This is a genomic window from Hansschlegelia beijingensis, assembly GCF_045505405.1.
In the GTDB taxonomy this organism is placed as follows: Bacteria; Pseudomonadota; Alphaproteobacteria; order Rhizobiales; family Methylopilaceae; genus Methylopila; species Methylopila beijingensis_A.
This window is the reverse complement of sequence record NZ_JBJKEX010000044.1, coordinates 1-16,761: the sequence shown is the minus strand read 5'-3', so window position 1 is coordinate 16,761 and position 16,761 is coordinate 1. Positions and strand designations below refer to the sequence as shown.

Below are 16,761 nucleotides of genomic sequence, written 5' to 3'. Positions count from 1 at the left end.
GCCGCCGGTCTGGGCCGCGCCGGCCGGCGCGGCGAGCAGGACGCCCGCGAGGCCGACGATGATCTGGAACCCTGGGCGAAGGGTCTTCACGGGATGTGACGCCTTCCTTTCGGCCACCGGCGGCCGTCGGTTCAGGACGGCGCGCCGAGCATGGCGGCGAGGGCCGCCCCGACCGGGTGGCTCGAATCCAACATGAGCCTGAGCGCGAGCGCAAGCGCGACGACGACAAGCAGGGGCCTCACCAGCCCGACGCCATGCTTCAGCGCCAGCGCCGAGCCGAGGCGCGCGCCCACGAAGGCGCCGGCCGCCATGGCCAGTCCGGCCGTCCAGACGATGGTGCCGGCGGCCAGAAAGACGAGCAGGCTCGCGATATTGGAGGCGAGGTTGAGGAGCTTGGTCCGCGCCACGGCGCGAAGGGCCCCGAGACCCGCAAGAGCGACGATCGCGATCATGAAGAAGGATCCGGCGCCGGGGCCGAACAGACCGTCGTAGAACCCGATGGGGAACGCCGCGCACAGCGCGAAGGCGCGCGGCGACAGACGGGCCGACACGTCGATGTCCGACATCCGGGGGCCGAAGGCGAAGTAGAGCGCGACCGCGATCAGCAGGAAGGGCAGCCCCACCCGCATCAAAACTCGACCCGCGGCGCGACGTGATCTTCGATTACGGCCCGCCCCTGCCCGGCCACGCCAACGGCCTTGTGTTCCGCGCCTTCGACGCCGCCGGCGGCCTCTGTCTCGCGCAGACATACTATTCGATCGGCGGCGGCTTCGTGATGACCGACCGCGAGATCGGTCAGGCCAAGATCGAGGGCGACGACGCTCGCGCGAGCCGCCCCTACCCGTTCGCCACCGCGGCGGAGATGCTCAAGATGGGCGATGCGTCCGGCCTCGGCGTCGCCGCTATGAAGCGCGCCAACGAGATGGCCGCCGGTCATCGCGATCTCGACGCCGGGCTCGACCGGATCTGGTCGGTCATGGACCAGTGCATCGACCGCGGCCTCGCAACCGAAGGCGTGCTGCCCGGCGGCCTGAACGTCCGGCGCCGCGCCCGCGCGATCCACCAGTCGCTGCTCGCCGAAAGGGGCAGCAACAGCGCGCAGCCGCACAGCGCCACCGAATGGCTGCTGGTCTACGCGATGGCGGTGAACGAGGAGAACGCCGCGGGCGGCCGCATCGTCACCGCGCCGACCAACGGCGCCGCTGGCGTCACGCCGGCCGTCATCCGCTACTATCGCGACCACTGCGTCGGGGCGACCGCGCAGGGCGTGCGCGACTTCCTTCTCGTGGCGGCGGCGATCGGCGGGATCATCAAGACCAACGCGTCGATCTCCGGCGCCGAGGTGGGCTGCCAGGGTGAGGTCGGCTCGGCCGCCGCGATGGCCGCCGCCGGCCTCTGCGCCGCGCTCGGCGGCAGCAACGACCAGATCGAGAACGCCGCCGAAATCGCGCTCGAACACCATCTCGGCATGACCTGCGACCCGGTGCGTGGTCTCGTGCAGGTTCCCTGCATCGAGCGAAACGGCATCGGCGCCGTGAAGGCCGTGGCGGCGGCCTCGCTCGCGCTACGCGGCGACGGCTCCCACATCATCCCGCTCGACGCCTGCATCGAGACCATGCGGCAGACCGGGCACGACATGAGCCTCCGCTACAAGGAGACCTCGACCGGAGGCCTCGCAGTCAACCTGCCGGAGTGCTGAGCCGCGCCCATTGCGGCAGATCAAGGCAGGCGCCCCGGGGACCAGCCTCAATTGCGTACGAGCGGCCTTCCCGGGCCGCGGATGCGAGGCGAAGCCATGTCAAAGGAACTTGTCGAGACGACGATGTCTCAGTTGGCCCCTGCGTCGAGCCGCCGAAGCCTGCTGCGCGATTTCGACCGGCTGCTCGACCGGATGGGCTCCGCGATGGAGCTGCCGGCGGTCGAGCGCTTCTTCGAAGGCGCGTTCGGCCACCCGGTCTTCGCGCCGGCCATAGAGGTCGCCGAGACCAAGGACGAGTACAAGCTGACCGCGGAGGTTCCGGGGCTCGACCCCTCCCAGATCGACGTCTCGGTCTCCGGAGGGATGCTGGTCCTCAAGGGAGAGAAGAAGCGGGAGATCGACAAGAACGAGGCCGGTCTGCAGTTCTCGGAGCGGTCCTTCGGCTCCTTCCGCCGCAGTTTCCGGCTGCCGGACGATGTCGACGCCAGCGGGATCGAGGCTGATCACCGCAACGGGGTGCTGACCATCCGGCTCCCGAAGACCAGCGAGGCCAAGGAGCCGCAGAAGATTGAGGTCAAGGCCGCCAGCTGACCGGGTGTCGCCCGCCTTTGCGCGCCGGTCAGAGCCTCTCCCTGATCTCGCCGAGCCTTGCGATCTGAACGCCGCTTGTGTCGAAGTTCGTCGGATCGAGCCATGCCTGGAAGGCCGCCCTGACGCGTGGCCATTCGTCGTCGACGATCGCGAACACCGCGGTGTCGCGGCTGCGTCCCCTGACGATCACGTTCTTCCTGAACACGCCCTCGGGACGGAAGCCGAAGCGAAGCGCGGCGTCCCGGGCGGCCGTGTTCAGGGCGTCGCAGGTCCACTCGTAGCGCCGGTAGCCCAGATCCTCGAAGACGTGGCGGGCCATCAGATACATGGCCTCGGTGGCGCCGGAGGTGCGGGCGAGCGCCGGCGTGAACAGGACGCCGCCGATCCCGATCGAGCGATGATCCGGCTCTATCCGCACATAGGAGGCTCGCCCGACGGTCCGGCCGGTGGCGGAGTCGCGGATCGCCAGGGTCACGGTCGACAGCGAGGCGGACGCCGCCGCGATGTCGGCCTGCAGCGCGGCTTCGTCCGGGAACGGCCCCGAGGGGAGATATCTGAACAGCGGCTCGGCCGCGGGCCCGCTGACCTCCGGAAAGAGGTCCGCCGCGTCGCGTCTCGGGACAGTCGGCCCGATGCGGACGTAGCGCCCCGACAGCGCGGACGGAGACGGCCTGCGAGCCGGCGTATCCGGAACCGGCTGCCTGCGCTGCGGCGCCCTGTTCACAACGGGCATGTGCGCAGCGTGAAGCGGCCCGCGTCGGCGCTGACCCGCGCCGAGCGAAGGTCCATCGTGATCATATTGCGTTTCTTGAGCTCGGCCAGGGAGCTCTCGACATGGCCCTCGCGAAGGCCCGTGAGGTCGACGATCTCGGCACGGCTCGTGACGACGCTGTCCACCTCCCCCCGGCGAAGCGCGCTCAGCAGCATGTAGACCTTCATCGCACGGAGGGTGTTCGCCTGCCGGCATGACAGCTTCCGAAGGCTGGCGATGCCGAAGATCGACTCGCGAGCGGGCGTCCCCGCGTGATGGATGCTGCCGAACGTCGAGCCCCAGCCCTGGAGAAGATAGATCGTCCGGCCCGTCGAGGCGTCCTGGTCTGTTTCGACAAGCCCCCGGGCCGACAGGAACTTCTTGGCGGCGACGACCAGCGGGCGGGACAGGCCGGCGAGCGCGTAGAGCTCGTCATGCGTGATCTGCGCGGCGAACGCGCGGTCCGGCGCCCTGAATCGCTCGCTGTCCGCCGCGATGGCGACGACCGCCAGGAGCTTCAGCGCCGCGGTCGAACGCCCGGCGCAGGCGAGATCCTCGCGGAACGCCCTCAGCCCGCCCTCGAGGATCCATCGGTTGGGAAGCGCAGACCAGTATGTGCGGGGGAGCGGCGGCTCAAGCCTCGCGACGGGCTCGGGGCGGACGCGCGCCAGCCAGCCGTCGTCGACGGCCGGCCCTGTCAGCCCTACAGTCTGTGCATCGAGATCAGCCGCCGGCGCTCTGTCCATGATCCGCACATCTCGCGACGCGAGGCGCGCGCGCGCTTCTCCGCCCGTTCTTCATTGCTCGGCAACACGAGCAGCTTAACCACCACAAGCACCTAATCGAACGTTACGGGCGGCTCAATATGAAGAAGACATCCGATGCAGCGCCGGTCTCCGTGGCCCTCCATCTCGGCGGCGCCATCCGGATCGGCGGGCAACGGATCGCGATCGCCGAGCTGAAGGACCTGCTCGACGCCGTCATGGCCACCGGCTCGGTGCAGGGCGTCGCCGAGTGGCAGGGCCTGTCCTACCGGGCCGCGTGGGCGCGGCTGAAGGAATGCGAGGCCGCGGCCGGCCGGCCGCTGGTCAAGAAGATCCGCGGTCACGGCACCGGCTTGACCGACGTTGGCAGGGCCCTGCACGAGGCGCTCGCCCGAGCCGCCTCAGCGCTTGAGGCTCCGCTCGCGCGCGAGACTCGCGCCCTGAGCCGGAGCATCGCGGGCGTCCTGGCGGAGGGCACGCACCAGCTGACATTGGCCGTCAGCCACGACCTCCTGTTCATGGAGGCGCTCTCAGCCCTCGGGCTCTCGGATGTGGCGGTGGTGGGGAGCGGCGAGGCGCTCATGCGCCTCGTGCAGGGGCGCGCCGACGCAGCAGGGTTTCACTGCGGCCCGGTCGAGCCGGCCGACGCCGGGCCGCCCTTCGCCGACATCATGAAGAACCCCGGCTTCGTGGTGCGTCCGCTGTTCATGCGGGAGCAGGGGCTGCTGCTCGCGCGGGGCAACCCGCTGGGGGTCGCGGCGCTCGCCGATCTCGCCGGCGGACGCGTCCGCTACGTCAACCGCCAGCCGGGCTCCGGAACGCGGATCTGGTTCGACCAGATGCTGGGGGACGCCCGGCTCAAGCCCTCGGACATCGCGGGCTATGAGCTGGAGGAGTTCACCCACTACGCCGTAGCGGCGGTGATCGCCTCGGGCGCCGCCGACGCCGGCCTGGCGGCGCGCAGCGCGGCGGAGCGTTTCGGCCTGGAGTTTCTGCCGCTCGGCTGGGAGACCTACTATCTCGCCAGCATCGCGACGCTGCCGGAAGACGCGCTCGACGACCTCATCGCCGAGGTCTCCGCTAGAGCGGCGGCGACGCCGGGCTACCGGACGCCGCCGCAGGCGGGATGAACCAGGGCGACGCCTCTTGTCACGCCGCCTAGGTGACGACGGCCGGGGCGCCCTGCGGCTCGGGCTCGTCGGCGTCGTGTCTGCGTTCCGCGGCCATCGCGTCGTGGCGGGTTCCGAGCCACCAGCCATTGGCGAGCCAGAGCGCGGCGATCGGGACGGCCGCGATCGATACGCCGACGGTCCCGAGCCCCATCAACGCGAGCAGGGCGTAGGACCAGCTGCCGACCTGGTCGCCGAGGCGGTAGACCACCGTGTCGACGACGTTCTTCGCCTTGTACTTGTCCTCACGGTCAAGCACCGTGAACAGCACTTCGCGCGTCGGCTTGGCGAGGCCGAAATTGCCGACGCGCCGCAGCACCTGGAAGGCGACCAGCACGCCGATCGTCGGCCAGATCGCGAAGATCGCGAAGCCGATCAGCGTGAGCAGCGGCAGGAAAGCCGCGGCGCGCGCCGTTCCGAACGTCTGCAGGACGCGCGCCGTCAGGAACAGCTGAACCGCGAGCGTCAGCACGTTCACCGCGAGGTCCACGGAGGCGAAGAAGGCCGTGCGGCTGCCGCCGTCGGGGAAGTAGGCCTTCGCGAGCGCCGCCTGCTGAAAATACAGGAAGGTCGACGTCGTCGCGTAGAGCAGGATGTAAAGGCCGATATTGATCAGGTAGGGGGAGCGCGCGACATGCGCGAGACCCGACAGCACCCCGCCGCCGATCGGCTTCGACTCGACCGCCGCCCGCGGCTTCTCCGGCAGATCGCGCGCGAGGCGGAAGATGCGCAGCACGCAGGCGGCGGCGAAGACGAGCAGCAGGGCCGCGATCAGGAGCATCATGCCGGGGCTGAGCGTCCTGGCGAGGCTCGCCGCGATGGTCGAGCCCAACGTCGCGCCGAGGGTGGCGGCGGCCGAAAACAGCCCGAACAGCCGCTTCGCCTGGGCCGAGTCGAGCAGATCGACCATCAGCGTCCAGAACACGGACACCACGAACAGGTTGAACACCGACAGCCAGATGAAGAAGGCGCGGCCGAGCCACAGATGGGCCTCGCCGGTGGTGCGCGTCATCAGCGCGCCGAACACGCCGAGATTGGCGGCGAAGAACAGATAGACGATGGGGATGAACACCCGGCTCGGCAGCGCCCGCACCAGCGAGGCGTAGAGGGGATTGATCGCGATCATCACCACGAGAGTCGCGGTGAAAAGCCAGGGCAGGTTCTCGATCCCGCCCTCGACGCCCATGTTGTCGCGGATCGGCCGCAACACGTAGTAGGCCGCCATCAGGGCGAAGATGTAGAGCCCGCCCCAGACGACGAGCGCGCCCTCGCCCGACCGCACCTCGATGAAGCGCGCGAACGGGTTGCGCGCCTCAGGCGCGGCTGCCGCCGTCATCGCATCGCCGCCGCGGCGCCGCGCGGCCTCGGAATCAACCCACCGCCTCGATCAGCGACTGGCGCTGCTTCGCGTCGAGCGTCGGTCCCCTGCCCGCCTGCAGATTGTCTGCCTGCCGGTTCGGCTTGCCGGTCGCCGGGATGACCACCGTCACGGCGGGGTCGCTGAGCGCGAATTTCAGGAAGGCCTGCGCCCAGGAGCCGATCCCGGCCTCCTTCGCCCAGCCCGGAAGCTCCTTGCCCTTCACCTGAGAGAACAGCCTGCCGTCTTCGAAGGCCCGGTTGATCATCACCGCGACCCCGAGCTCGCGCGCCTCGGGCAGGACGCGCTTCTCGGCGCCCCGGGCCCCGACGGAATAGTTGATCTGGAGGAAATCCGGCTTGTGCCGGCGCATCAGCTCCGCAAGCTCGTCCTGCGCGGATTCGAGATAGTGCGTCAGGCCGACATAGCGGACCTTGCCCTCCTTCTTGAGCTCGCGCGCCAGTGCGAGCTGGGTCTCGACGTCGCGCAGATTGTGGACCTGCAGCAGCTCGACCTTGTCGGTCTTCAGCCGTTTCAGCGTGGATTCGAACTGCTCCAGCCCTTCGTCACGCCCCCTCACGCCGGACAGCTTGGTCGCGAGCCAGCATTTCGGCCGCAGCCCCTGCTCGGCCAGGATCGCGCCGAGGATATCCTCCGCGTTGGAGTAGGTCGGCGCGGTGTCGATCACGGTTCCGCCGCCGGCGAAGAAGATCCGGACAACCTCCTGAAGCTGCTTGTATTCGTCCGATCCGGCCGCGACCTCGAAACTGCCCGAGGTGCCCATGCCGATCACCGGGATCTTCTCGCCGGTGGAGGGGATCGCCCGCATCTCCATCGCAGCCTCCGCGAAAGCCGGGCCGGCGGCCAGCAGCGCCGCGCCGGCCGCCCCCGCCTGCAGAACGTAGCGCCTCGTCATCATCCGTCCGCCTCCTTCCGAAGCCTCGCGATCCGCCGCCACACCTAGGGCGGCGGCGGCGCGATGACGCCGGGGCGCCGTTCACTTCATGATGAGGCCCTGTTTCGGGAGCGCGGCGACCAGCCGCTCCGCCTTTCGCCGCCGCCCCCTCGTCCGGGTCTCGATCCGGACCTGCCGCCCGCGAGGAGTCACTTCGCCGCCAGGAACCCGACCACCATCGGGTTGAGCGTCCCGGCGCACTCCTCCGGCAGCCAGTGGCCGCAGCCGGGCAGGACCTCCGCGCGCACATTCGTGGCGTATTCGCGGGTCTGGTCGCCCTGCAGCGCGCCCAGTCCGCCATGGCCGCCCCCGCCGATCGCGAGCACCGGCATGGTCAGCTTGGTGGCGGCGAGCGGCGCGTTGCGGCGCGCCGTCTCGTTGAGCGCGCGGTAGTATTCGAAGCTGCCGTGAAGCGTCCGCGGCTTCGCGTAGGAGCGGCCGTAGAGATCGAAAAGCTCCGGCGTGAACGCCTGCCTGTTCGTGGCGTGCTGACTGATGAAGTGCTCGAGGAAGAAGCGCTCCTTGCCCGTCACCAGTCGCTCGGGCAACAGGTCGCCGGCGGCGAAGAAGCTGAAGTGCCAGACCAGCGATTCACCGTCGGGCGTGAAGGCGGGAAACTGGTAGAGCCGCTGATCCGGGATCGGCGCCTCCATGTAGACGAGCCGGCGAATGTCGCCCTGGTGCTGCACGGCCATGGGAAAGGTGTTCCAGATGCCTATGTCGTGCGCGACCAGATCGAACGGCTCGCTCGGGCTGAAGCTCTTGGCGAACTTGTGGAGCAGCACGGCCACGTCCTGTCCCGCATAGGACTTCGGCGGCTCCGACAGACCGAGCGCGGGCAGATCCACGGCGACGACGGTGTGCGTCTCTCCAGCAGGGGCATGAGCTGGCGCCACTCGTACCAGGCCTGTCCAAAGCCGTGGACCAGCAGGACGAGCGGGCCCGACCCGCCCTGGACGTAGTGCAGCTTCACCCCGTCCACCTCCCGGAAGCCCGAGGTGAACCCCTCCGGCACGGGAAATTCCTCGGCCGCGGGCTGCGCCTGCTCGACCGGGTCCGGAACAGCGGCCTGCGGCGCGGCCTGATGGGCGCTCACAAGCACAAGGGCCAGCGCCAGGCGTTTGAAGATGGAGGAAATCATGTCCTGATCCTTTCGACAGGTCTTGAGGTCGAGAAGGCGCAGCCGGCGCGCGCTCGCGTCTCCGGCGCGTCGTTGGCTACGAGCAGCGCGAGGGCGGCTGCGCCGCAGCGTCCGCCGCGTCAGGCGGCGAAGTTCTGTCGCAGAGGGTCCGATCGAGCCACGCGAGCACCGGAGCGAGCGCCTCGTCGGAATTCTTCTCGTAGATGAGCCCGTGGCCGTTCCCGCGGACTCCATGGTCGGGGAGATGGAGAAGCTCGGCGGCCGCTCCCGCCGCCTTCAGCTGCTCGATCGCCGGCGGACTGGCGGCGGCGAACGCCGACGCCTCGGCCGTCACGGCCACGATCGGCAAGCCGGTGAGAGACGGCAGCGTGCGACTCCCGAGCGGCGCCTCACGCAGCTCCGCAGGCGTCTTCGCCGGCGGCTCCCATGACAGGGGCGGCGCCGTCAGGCCCCATGTCAGCGTCCCGATATTGGGGATGTCCGCGAACGGAGGGCCCATCGGCTCGACCGCGACGATCGCCTTCACCAGCCCCGGCCGACGGTCCGCGACCAGCCAGCCGACCGGCCCGGAAGCGGAGTGGGTCAGCAGGATGGCGGGGCCGATCCGGTCCAGGAGCCTGGCGAGGCGATCGGCCTCGATGTCTTCCGACAGGGCGAGGTCGGCCGGCAGCGGCCCGTACCCGGCGATGAACTCGTCCATCGCGCGCTCGTCGTCCGGCGCGAACGGCCATTGCGTGTGCCGTTCGGCGCAGCTCGAAGGGAAGTAGATGTCGCGGCCGCCTTCGTAGGAGAACGGCGGGCCCATTGGTCCCATCGTGTCGACATGAAACGGCGAACGGCCATGGCCCGGCCGGTCGACGATCACCACGGCGTAGCCGGCCTCGACCAGCCGCTGCGCCCAGCCCGGCCGCCCGTCCGGCGTGTCGAGCCATTCCGTTCCCTGAAAGCCGCCGCCATGCACCAGCACGATCGGCCAGGGTCGGGTGACCTGCTCCGGGGTCTCCCACTCGGCGAACAGCGGCCCCCGCTGATAGGTCTTGCCGGCCAGCTCGACGCGGTCTCCGGCGATCCAGAAATGTCCGCGCGGGACGGTTCTTGCAGGCGTGTCGTTCCAGAAGCTCATGGCCACACTCCTCGGAAGGCGCTCGTCCCGGCGGCGATCGGGACCTTTTCGCGGCGGTCGCTCGCTAAGCCGAAAGACGCTCCGCCGGAGCGCTCCCGAGGCGGCTTCCGCTTTCGAGCGTGAACTTCGCGATCGCCGACCAATCCAGCTGACCCCAGCCGGCGGCGACCGCCTCGGCCATCCTCGCGTGAGCGGCGTCGAGCATCGGCAGCGTGCGGCCGGCCGAACCCGCCGCCTCCCTGGCCAGGCGAAGATCCTTGAGGCCCAGCTCCGCCTTGAAGCCGGGCGCGTACGATCCCGCGGCGATGTTGGCGGAGTAGCTCTGGTAAGGCCGGCTGCCGAACAGCGTGCCTAGGATCAGCTCGAAGAAGGCGGCTCGCGGCAGGCCGTTAGCCTCCGTCAGCACCACGGCCTCCGCCATGGCCTCGATCGCCATGGCGATCATCATGTTGACCGCGATCTTTGCGGCGTTCGCCGCGGCCGCCTCGTCGCCCAGCGGCCATATCCGGCTGCCTATCGCCTCGAGCAGCGGCCGCACATGGTCGATCGCCGCCGGCGCGCCGCCGACGAGGACGTTCAGGCCGCCCTTCGCGGCGACGTCCGGGCGGCCGAGCACGGGCGCCGAAACGAAGCCGATCCCGGCCCTTTCATGGGCCGCGGCAAGCTCTCGGGCGAACGCGACCGAGATGGTCGAGCAGACCACGTTGGTCAGCCCGGGGCGCGCGGCTGCCAGCACGCCGGCGTCGAGGATCACGCTGCGGATCGCGGCGTCGTCCGAGAGCATCGTCATGACCGCGTCCGCGTCGAATGCCTCGGCCGGAGCGCCCAGCATGGCGACGCCCTCGATGGCGCCGCCCGACCTGTTCCAGGCCCGCACGCGATGACCCGCGGCGACAAGGTTCCTCGCCATGGCGGAGCCCATCGAACCGAGGCCGATGAAGCCGATCTCCATATCCTTCCTCCTTCGCTGAAAGCGTCGCCCGCCGCTCAGAGCGGGACGGCCAGGCTGCGCTGCGGCTCGACGGGGGTGACGAGATCGACATCGGCCATGACCCGGGCCGTCTCGGGCGAGGCGAGCGCCGCATCCATGGCGGCCCGGTCCCGGAAGTCGCAGGTCGCGATCGCGATCAGGCCGCCGCCCTTCCCCTGCGGGAAGAAGCCGGCCACGCGCTCGAGCCCGTACGGGCCCCAGCATTCCTGCACGAGCGGCAGATGGGCGTTGATCCAGTGCGCGCGGTCGAAGGGCGTTTCGGCGTCGCCCGCATAGGTCACGTACATGGTGATCATCACGAGGCTCCCGGGCTCGCCGCGTCGAAGTCGGTCGCGATCGACAGGGCGCGCCAGGCGTCGATGTCGGCCCGGAAGGACTCCAGCTTGTCCTCGGCGATCCGGTGCGCGACGGGCCCGATCGGCAGGTGCAGCGGCGGACGCTCGGCGTCGATCGCCCGCAGCATCACGGCGACGGCCTTGGCGGGGTCGCCGGCCTGCCTGCCGTCATTAGTCTGGCGGTACTCCCGCCTCCTGCCCGACGTCTCCGCGTAAACGGGGATCTCGCGCGCCGCGACGGCCAGCGAACGACCCAGGAACTCGGTGCGGAAAGGCCCGGGCTCGACGATGATCACGTTCAACCCCAGGGGGCGGAGCTCTTGCGCCAGCGCCTCCGAGAGGCCTTCCACGGCGAACTTGGTCGCGTTGTAGAAGCCGGAGCCGGCGCCGCCGGCGACGCCGGCCCCGGAGGAGAGGTTCACGACGCAGGCGCCTCGCCGCTTGCGGAGCGCGGGCAAGGCCGCGCGGGTCGTCTCGATCAGGCCGAAGACGTTCGCCTCGAACAGAGGCCGGTATTCGCTCGGCTCCGCTTCCTCGATCGCGCCGATGAAGCCGAAGCCGGCGTTGTTGACGAGGACGTCGAGGCCCCCGAACGCGCTCTCGGCCAGCGCGACCGCGGCTGCGGCGTCGCCGGGGCGCGTGACGTCGAGGGAGATGGCTCGCACCGTGTCGGGGTGGCGCTCGCAGAGCTCTCTCAGCGTCTCGGCGTTGCGCGCGGTGGCGACGAGGCGGTCGCCCCGGCCCGCGACCGCCTCGGCGAGCCGCCTGCCGAGGCCAGTCGAACACCCTGTGATCAGCCAGGTTTTCATGGCGCTCTCCGTTCCATTGGGATGGGACGAGCGCTGGACCGCACCGGCTCCCGTCCGGACGGCCCGCGGTGTCGGCCCGCCGCTACGGAGGAACCTAAGCAGTCAGGTTTGTTCGATAACTGACGATGTCGTACAATCTCCGTTCAGTTTCGTGGGGGCCCCTCGGATGGAGTGGAGCGACGTTCGGGTGTTCCTGGCCATCGCGCGGTCAGGCACCCTGGGAGGCGCCGCGCGCGCGCTTCGACTGAGCCATCCGACGGTCGGCCGGCGCCTCAGGGCGCTGGAGGAGGCGACCGGGCAGACGCTGTTTCAAAGAACGGCCGACGGCTTCGTGCCGACCGAAGAAGGCGCCGCCATCATCCCGCTGGCCGAGCAGATGGAGGAAGGCGCCCTCGCCATGGAAAGGCGGCTTGCGGGGCAGGAGCAGAAGCTGCAGGGCAGCCTGCGCATCTCGTCGGCCGACTGGTTCGGCGCCTATGTATTGCCGCCGATCATCGACAGTTACGCGAAAGCCTATCCGGACGTTGATCTCGAGATCCTGACCGGCACCCGCCTTTTCAGCCTGGCCCAGCGGGAGGCCGACATCGCCTTCCGGATCGTTCCGTTCGACCCGCCCGACGTGGTGCAGCGCCGGCTGATGCGCCTGCCCTATGGGGTCTATGTCGCAGCGGACGCGCCCGAGCCTGTGTTCGGAGACGGCGCGGGCTTCCGGCTCATCACCCATGACACGTCGACCGGCCAGTTTCCGGACATCGAATGGCTCGGAAAGTGTTTTCCGAACGCAAGGGCGATCCTCCGGTCGAACAATCGCAACGTGCAGGGGCGAATGAGCGCGCAAGGCGTCGGCATCGCCGTTCTGCCCAGACCGGTCGGCGACCAGATGTCCGACCTGCGCCGGCTGAAGCTTCCGGAAGAGCCGCCGGGGCGGGAGATCTGGATGGGCTATCACCGTGATCTGAAGCGGCTCAATCGCTTGCGCGCCTTCATCACCGCGGTGACGGATCACCTGGCGAAGGCGCGTTTTGACCGGGAGAACTGAGGACCATCGCGAGCCGCGCGTCCGTACGAAATCTCGGCGACGGCCCGATTGCCCCGCCCTGCCCTTCCTTGTCCAACCACATCACCGCACCCCTTGCGGAACGAATCCCGGCTGAGCCCGTTGGCGGAGTCCACGAGTCAAGGGCTTTGCATGCTGGATGTTGCGTCGGCTCCCCGCCCGGTGGAGCAGTTTCGGGACTTCGTCGAGAAGAGTGAGTTCCCCTGTGTCGGCGCCAAATCTGCGCTGAAGCGCGATCAGACCCGTTTCTGGATCGGTCGTGACTTCCTGAGCGGCGAGGACGACGAGGATCTTCTGCGCGAGCTCTACGATTTCATCGACTGGTACGGCGAGGAGACCCCGATGTTCGCGACCTTCGTCGCGACCTTCGACGGTCCGCTCGGCCTGTCCGAGAAGGCGTTCGAGACCGCGCTGTGGGCGCGCCTCGACGCGCTGCACCGGCTGGACGCCAGGCGCTATCGTTGGGACAGCCGGGTCTCGAAGGATCCGGACTCCTCCGCTTTCGCCTTCAGCCTGAAGCAGGAAGCCTGCTTCGTCATCGGGCTGCACGACGGCGCGAGCCGGGCGGCCCGGCGGTTCGAGCGGCCGACGCTGGTGTTCAACCTCCACGACCAGTTCCGCAAGCTGCGCGAGGACGGGCGCTACGAGGCCCTTCAGGCGGCGATCCGCAAGCGCGACGCCGAACTGGACGGCGCGCCGAACCCTATGCTCGCGGACTTCGGCGACAGCAGCGAGGCGCGCCAGTACAGTGGGCGGCGGGTCGGCGGCGCGTGGCGCTGCCCCTTCCAGCCCTCCGGTCGCAAGGACGCGGCGTGAGCCTCCAGATCATTCCGCCGCGGTCCGGCGCCGCGTTCGAGCTCGCCCGTGGACAGACGCTGACTGTGATCGACCCGGAAGGCGAGCAGGTCTCAGATCTGGTCGCCTTCGCGCGCGAGGACCTCGACGAGGCGATCTCGTCGGGTCGCTCGCTCGACTACGCTTCGCGGATCTTCCTGACGACCGGCGACCCACTCTACTCGAACCGCAGCCGGATCATGCTGGAGATCGTCGAGGATACGGTCGGCCGCCATGATTTCCTGCTGACGCCGTGCAGCGCCGACACCTTCCGCATCATCTACGGCCACGAGCATCCGCACCGCGGGTGCCACGGCAATCTGGTCGCCGCGCTCGAGCCCTGGGGGATCGGCCCCGACCGCATCCCGATCGCGTTCAACATCTTCATGCATGTCGACGTGAACGGGACGACGGGCGAGCTGAAGGTGCTGCCGCCGAAGAGCAAGGCGGGCGACCGGATCGTGCTCCGGGCGGAGATGGACCTCGTCGTAGGCCTGACCGCCTGCTCGGCTGAGCAGTCCAACAACTACGCGTTCAAGCCGATCCACTACCGGATCGAAGGATGATCGCAGGCGGCGACGGGCCGCCCGCGCTCATCGTCGCTCAGCTCCGGCCCCCGGCCATCTGCTGGAACACGCCGTCGCGCCGCACCAGCGCGTGGAACAGCGCCGCCGCGAGGTGGAGCAGCACCAGCGCGAAGAGCACGAAGGCGAGCGCGCGGTGGGCGTTCCACAAGGCCGCGTGCAGCTCGCGGCTCGGCGACACGATTGGCGGCAGGTTGAAGCCGCTCCACAGCGTCACCGGATAATCCGCCGCAGACAGCATCGCCCAGCCGATGAGCGGCATCGCGATCATCAGTGCGTAAAGGACGAGGTGCGAGAGCCGGGCGGCGAGCTTCATCGGCTCCGGCAGGTCGGCCGGCAGAGCGGGCGCGCCGCGCGTGAGACGGACCGCGACGCGGAGGATCACGAGGACGAGCAAGGCGATACCGAGCGGCTTGTGGATCGACACCAGCGTGAGATGCGCCTGCGAGACGGTCGACACCATGCCGACGCCGATGAACAGCATCGACAGGATGCCGATCGCCATCAGCCAGTGAAGCAGGCGCTGCAGCGGCGTGAAGCGGCCCGTGGCGACGGAGACGGCGTTCGGTTCGGCGATCGCGGTCATCACTGCGCTCCGTAATGCTTGGCTTCGGCCGTGCGACGATCGAAGGACACGGCGTAGGCTGCCGAACGCGCGGCCGGGAACGGATCGTCCGACGTGCGGATGCCGGAGGGCAGCACGGTCGGGTCGAAGTTGACGTCGCGGCACGGGCCGTCGACCTCCTGCTCGACCTTGTCGGCGACGAGCGTGCCGGCCTCCACGGTCCGGCGTCCCTCGGGCCAAGGCTTGCTGGGGTCAGCGGTCGGATCGCCGGGGTCGGCCACCGTGACGACGAGCTTCCAGCGCGCGGGCGCGGCCGCGATGCGCTGCGCGATCTCCTGCTCGAGGAAATCCGGCCCGCGCTTGGCGAGCTCCTCCGCGGGCGCAGGCGTCGGCGTCGCCTCGGGGATCAGCGACCAGCGCACGGCGTGGTCCTTGCCGCCCGCATCGGTGAAGATGAAGCTGTTCAGCCCGTTGTAGCGCTCCTCGGCGTAGCTCCCGGTCCATGGCGCGGACTTCGTCCAGGCGCCGAAAGCCGCGAACCGGGGATGGGCGCCGGCGAAGGCCTTGATCGCCTCGGGGTCCTTGGCCGCCAGCAGCTTCAGCAGCTGGTAGAAATCCTGCGGCGTCGAGACCGGGAAGAACGGCGCGCTGATCATGGCGCTGCGCCATTCCTGCCCGTCCGGCGTCTGGATCCTGACGCTGAAGCCGCGCACGCGGGCGGTGGCGTCCGGGGCGTGCGGGTCCGGCGTGCCGAAGTTGAAGCGGCCGACGACCGGATAGCGCCCGGCCTGGAAGACCCGGGCCCTGGAAAGCTCCGCGCCGGCGCCGTTCGCCTCGAAGAAGCCCGTGAAGCAGATGCCCTTGGCGTGGTTGCGGCGGTGGCCGAGCGCCGGGCCGCCGGGCGGCGCGAAGGCGTCCACCACCTTGTCCGGCGTCAGCCTGCCGGGCGAAAGCCATCCGGCCGTATAGGCGAAGGCGGCGGCGCTTCCGCCGACCACGAGGGCGATCGTCGCAAGCGATAGGAGCAATGAGCGTGGGCGGCGTGTCTCTGCCAATGGAGTTCCCCCTGTCCCAGGTGAGGCGGGCTTGCAAGGGCGTGGCGCCCGGCGTGTCACCGGGCGTCTACGGCGGGGGTGGTGGCGTCGTTACTGTCCCCCGGAAACCAAATCGCCGCAGCGGTGAAGCCCGTGACCGGCCTGCCGCATCGGCCGCCCGCCTGATTTGACCCCGCACGGTCTTCGATCCTAAGCGGTGGCGCCCGAGCGCCGCATCCCCGGCGCGGCAGGATGCGCCGAGACCCGAGACGCCCATGATCCCCTGGATTCACCTGGACACCGCGCAGGCGCCGGGCGGCGGCGAGCTCAAGCTCTCCCGGCGAGGCGACGAGTTCTCGATCAAGATCGGCGCCGCCGAGCTGATGAACAGCCGCCTCAGCGGCTCCGAGAAGGCGCTCGCGACTCTCGCCTGCGAGCGGATCAGGGACCGGCCGCGACCGCGCCTGCTGATCGGCGGCCTCGGCATGGGGTTCACGCTTCGTGCCGCGCTGGAGGCGCTGCCGTCCGGCGCCTCCGTCGTGGTGGCCGAACTGGTGCCGGCGGTTGTCGCCTGGGCCCGCGGGCCGATGGCCGAGCTTTTCGGTGACAGCCTCGACGACCCGAGGGTCACGATCGTCGAAGAAGACGTCGGCGCCGTGATCCGTGCGGCGCGCGGCGACTATGACGCCATCCTGCTCGACGTCGACAACGGGCCGGAGGCCATGACCAGCGCCGCGAACGACGGGCTGTACGGCCCCGAAGGGCTCGGCGAGGCGCGCGGGGCGCTGAAAGGCGGCGGCGTGCTCGCGGTGTGGTCGCAGGGGCCGGACAGGGCGTTCGGCGGGCGGCTGTTCAAGTCGGGCTTCTCGGTGGAGGAGCTCCGCGTCCGCGCCCACCGCCCCGGCAAGGGCGCCCGCCACGTGATCTGGCTCGCGACCAAGGCTCCGGAGAGCCGCCCGGCCAAGCCGAAGCCTCGCCGGAGCCTTGGTCGCGAGCAGATCG

18 protein-coding genes and 1 pseudogene are annotated in these 16,761 nt (G+C 69.8%); 7 read left to right on the top strand and 12 right to left on the bottom strand.

Translation table 11 applies throughout. The features are described from left to right. Window positions 1-131: 131 nt before the first annotated feature. Window positions 132-629 (bottom strand): TSUP family transporter, encoded by a 498-nt coding sequence (locus tag ACIKT0_RS04975; protein WP_407104276.1) that lies wholly within the window; start codon window positions 627-629, stop codon window positions 132-134. On the opposite strand from ACIKT0_RS04975, the pseudogene ACIKT0_RS04970 reads away from it, so the two are divergent. Then, window positions 608-1,699: pseudogene (locus tag ACIKT0_RS04970) on the top strand (L-serine ammonia-lyase); the annotation flags it as partial. The gene ACIKT0_RS04975 and the pseudogene ACIKT0_RS04970 sit on opposite strands and share 22 nt — an antisense overlap. A 96-nt stretch (window positions 1,700-1,795) precedes the next feature. Beyond that, window positions 1,796-2,290, top strand: coding sequence for an Hsp20/alpha crystallin family protein (locus ACIKT0_RS04965; RefSeq protein ID WP_407104275.1), 495 nt, complete (start codon window positions 1,796-1,798; stop codon window positions 2,288-2,290). 28 nt (window positions 2,291-2,318) lie between these two features. On the opposite strand, the gene ACIKT0_RS04960 is transcribed toward ACIKT0_RS04965, so the two are convergent. Next, a complete protein-coding gene (locus ACIKT0_RS04960; protein WP_407104274.1) occupies window positions 2,319-3,023 on the bottom strand; it encodes a GNAT family N-acetyltransferase in 705 nt (234 codons plus the stop codon). Further along, window positions 3,011-3,787: a hypothetical protein gene (locus tag ACIKT0_RS04955; protein WP_407104273.1), complete on the bottom strand. Its 777-nt coding sequence runs from the start codon at window positions 3,785-3,787 to the stop codon at window positions 3,011-3,013. The genes ACIKT0_RS04960 and ACIKT0_RS04955 overlap by 13 nt, the downstream gene beginning before the upstream one ends. A 119-nt stretch (window positions 3,788-3,906) precedes the next feature. Here ACIKT0_RS04955 and ACIKT0_RS04950 point away from each other — a divergent pair, with 119 nt between their 5' ends. Next, window positions 3,907-4,935 carry a substrate-binding domain-containing protein gene (locus tag ACIKT0_RS04950; protein WP_407104272.1) on the top strand — a complete coding sequence of 343 codons (1,029 nt, stop codon included), beginning with the start codon at window positions 3,907-3,909 and terminating at the stop codon, window positions 4,933-4,935. Window positions 4,936-4,963: 28 nt separating this feature from the next. Here the strand turns inward: ACIKT0_RS04950 and ACIKT0_RS04945 are convergent, their stop codons facing one another. The 7 genes from ACIKT0_RS04945 to ACIKT0_RS04915 form a co-directional block, all read right to left on the bottom strand. Next, window positions 4,964-6,310 carry an NTP/NDP exchange transporter gene (locus ACIKT0_RS04945; protein ID WP_407104271.1) on the bottom strand — a complete coding sequence of 449 codons (1,347 nt, stop codon included), beginning with the start codon at window positions 6,308-6,310 and terminating at the stop codon, window positions 4,964-4,966. A gap of 34 nt (window positions 6,311-6,344) precedes the next feature. Continuing rightward, window positions 6,345-7,250 (bottom strand): aldo/keto reductase, encoded by a 906-nt coding sequence (locus ACIKT0_RS04940; protein WP_407104270.1) that lies wholly within the window; start codon window positions 7,248-7,250, stop codon window positions 6,345-6,347. 185 nt (window positions 7,251-7,435) lie between these two features. After that, window positions 7,436-8,182: an alpha/beta fold hydrolase gene (locus tag ACIKT0_RS04935; protein ID WP_407104269.1), complete on the bottom strand. Its 747-nt coding sequence runs from the start codon at window positions 8,180-8,182 to the stop codon at window positions 7,436-7,438. A 321-nt stretch (window positions 8,183-8,503) separates the two neighbouring features. Beyond that, window positions 8,504-9,550: an alpha/beta hydrolase gene (locus ACIKT0_RS04930; RefSeq protein ID WP_407104268.1), complete on the bottom strand. Its 1,047-nt coding sequence runs from the start codon at window positions 9,548-9,550 to the stop codon at window positions 8,504-8,506. Window positions 9,551-9,614: 64 nt separating this feature from the next. Then, entirely contained in the window at window positions 9,615-10,502 is an 888-nt protein-coding gene (locus ACIKT0_RS04925) for an NAD(P)-dependent oxidoreductase (RefSeq protein WP_407104267.1), read from the bottom strand. Between the two features lie 35 nt (window positions 10,503-10,537). Beyond that, window positions 10,538-10,837, bottom strand: a complete 300-nt coding sequence (locus tag ACIKT0_RS04920; protein ID WP_407104266.1) for an EthD family reductase — start codon at window positions 10,835-10,837, stop codon at window positions 10,538-10,540. Next, window positions 10,837-11,685 carry an oxidoreductase gene (locus ACIKT0_RS04915; protein WP_407104265.1) on the bottom strand — a complete coding sequence of 283 codons (849 nt, stop codon included), beginning with the start codon at window positions 11,683-11,685 and terminating at the stop codon, window positions 10,837-10,839. Before ACIKT0_RS04915 ends, ACIKT0_RS04920 begins: the two co-directional genes overlap by 1 nt. Before the next feature lie 166 nt (window positions 11,686-11,851). Here ACIKT0_RS04915 and ACIKT0_RS04910 point away from each other — a divergent pair, with 166 nt between their 5' ends. From ACIKT0_RS04910 to ACIKT0_RS04900, 3 genes are all read left to right on the top strand, one after another. Further along, window positions 11,852-12,724 carry a LysR family transcriptional regulator gene (locus ACIKT0_RS04910; RefSeq protein ID WP_407104264.1) on the top strand — a complete coding sequence of 291 codons (873 nt, stop codon included), beginning with the start codon at window positions 11,852-11,854 and terminating at the stop codon, window positions 12,722-12,724. A gap of 150 nt (window positions 12,725-12,874) precedes the next feature. Continuing rightward, window positions 12,875-13,558 carry a guanitoxin biosynthesis heme-dependent pre-guanitoxin N-hydroxylase GntA gene (gntA, locus tag ACIKT0_RS04905; RefSeq protein WP_407104263.1) on the top strand — a complete coding sequence of 228 codons (684 nt, stop codon included), beginning with the start codon at window positions 12,875-12,877 and terminating at the stop codon, window positions 13,556-13,558. Continuing rightward, complete coding sequence (locus tag ACIKT0_RS04900; protein WP_407104262.1) at window positions 13,555-14,142, top strand: DUF1989 domain-containing protein; 588 nt, start codon at window positions 13,555-13,557, stop codon at window positions 14,140-14,142. The genes gntA and ACIKT0_RS04900 overlap by 4 nt, the downstream gene beginning before the upstream one ends. Window positions 14,143-14,179: 37 nt before the next feature. Here ACIKT0_RS04900 and ACIKT0_RS04895 read toward each other — a convergent pair whose 3' ends face one another. Next, entirely contained in the window at window positions 14,180-14,746 is a 567-nt protein-coding gene (locus ACIKT0_RS04895; RefSeq protein ID WP_407104261.1) for a cytochrome b, read from the bottom strand. Then, window positions 14,746-15,723: a catalase family peroxidase gene (locus tag ACIKT0_RS04890; protein WP_407104260.1), complete on the bottom strand. Its 978-nt coding sequence runs from the start codon at window positions 15,721-15,723 to the stop codon at window positions 14,746-14,748. Before ACIKT0_RS04890 ends, ACIKT0_RS04895 begins: the two co-directional genes overlap by 1 nt. Before the next feature lie 311 nt (window positions 15,724-16,034). Between ACIKT0_RS04890 and ACIKT0_RS04885 the strand changes: the two genes are divergently transcribed. Beyond that, on the top strand, window positions 16,035-16,761 hold a 727-nt coding region (locus tag ACIKT0_RS04885), incomplete at its 3' end, for a spermidine synthase (RefSeq protein WP_407104259.1).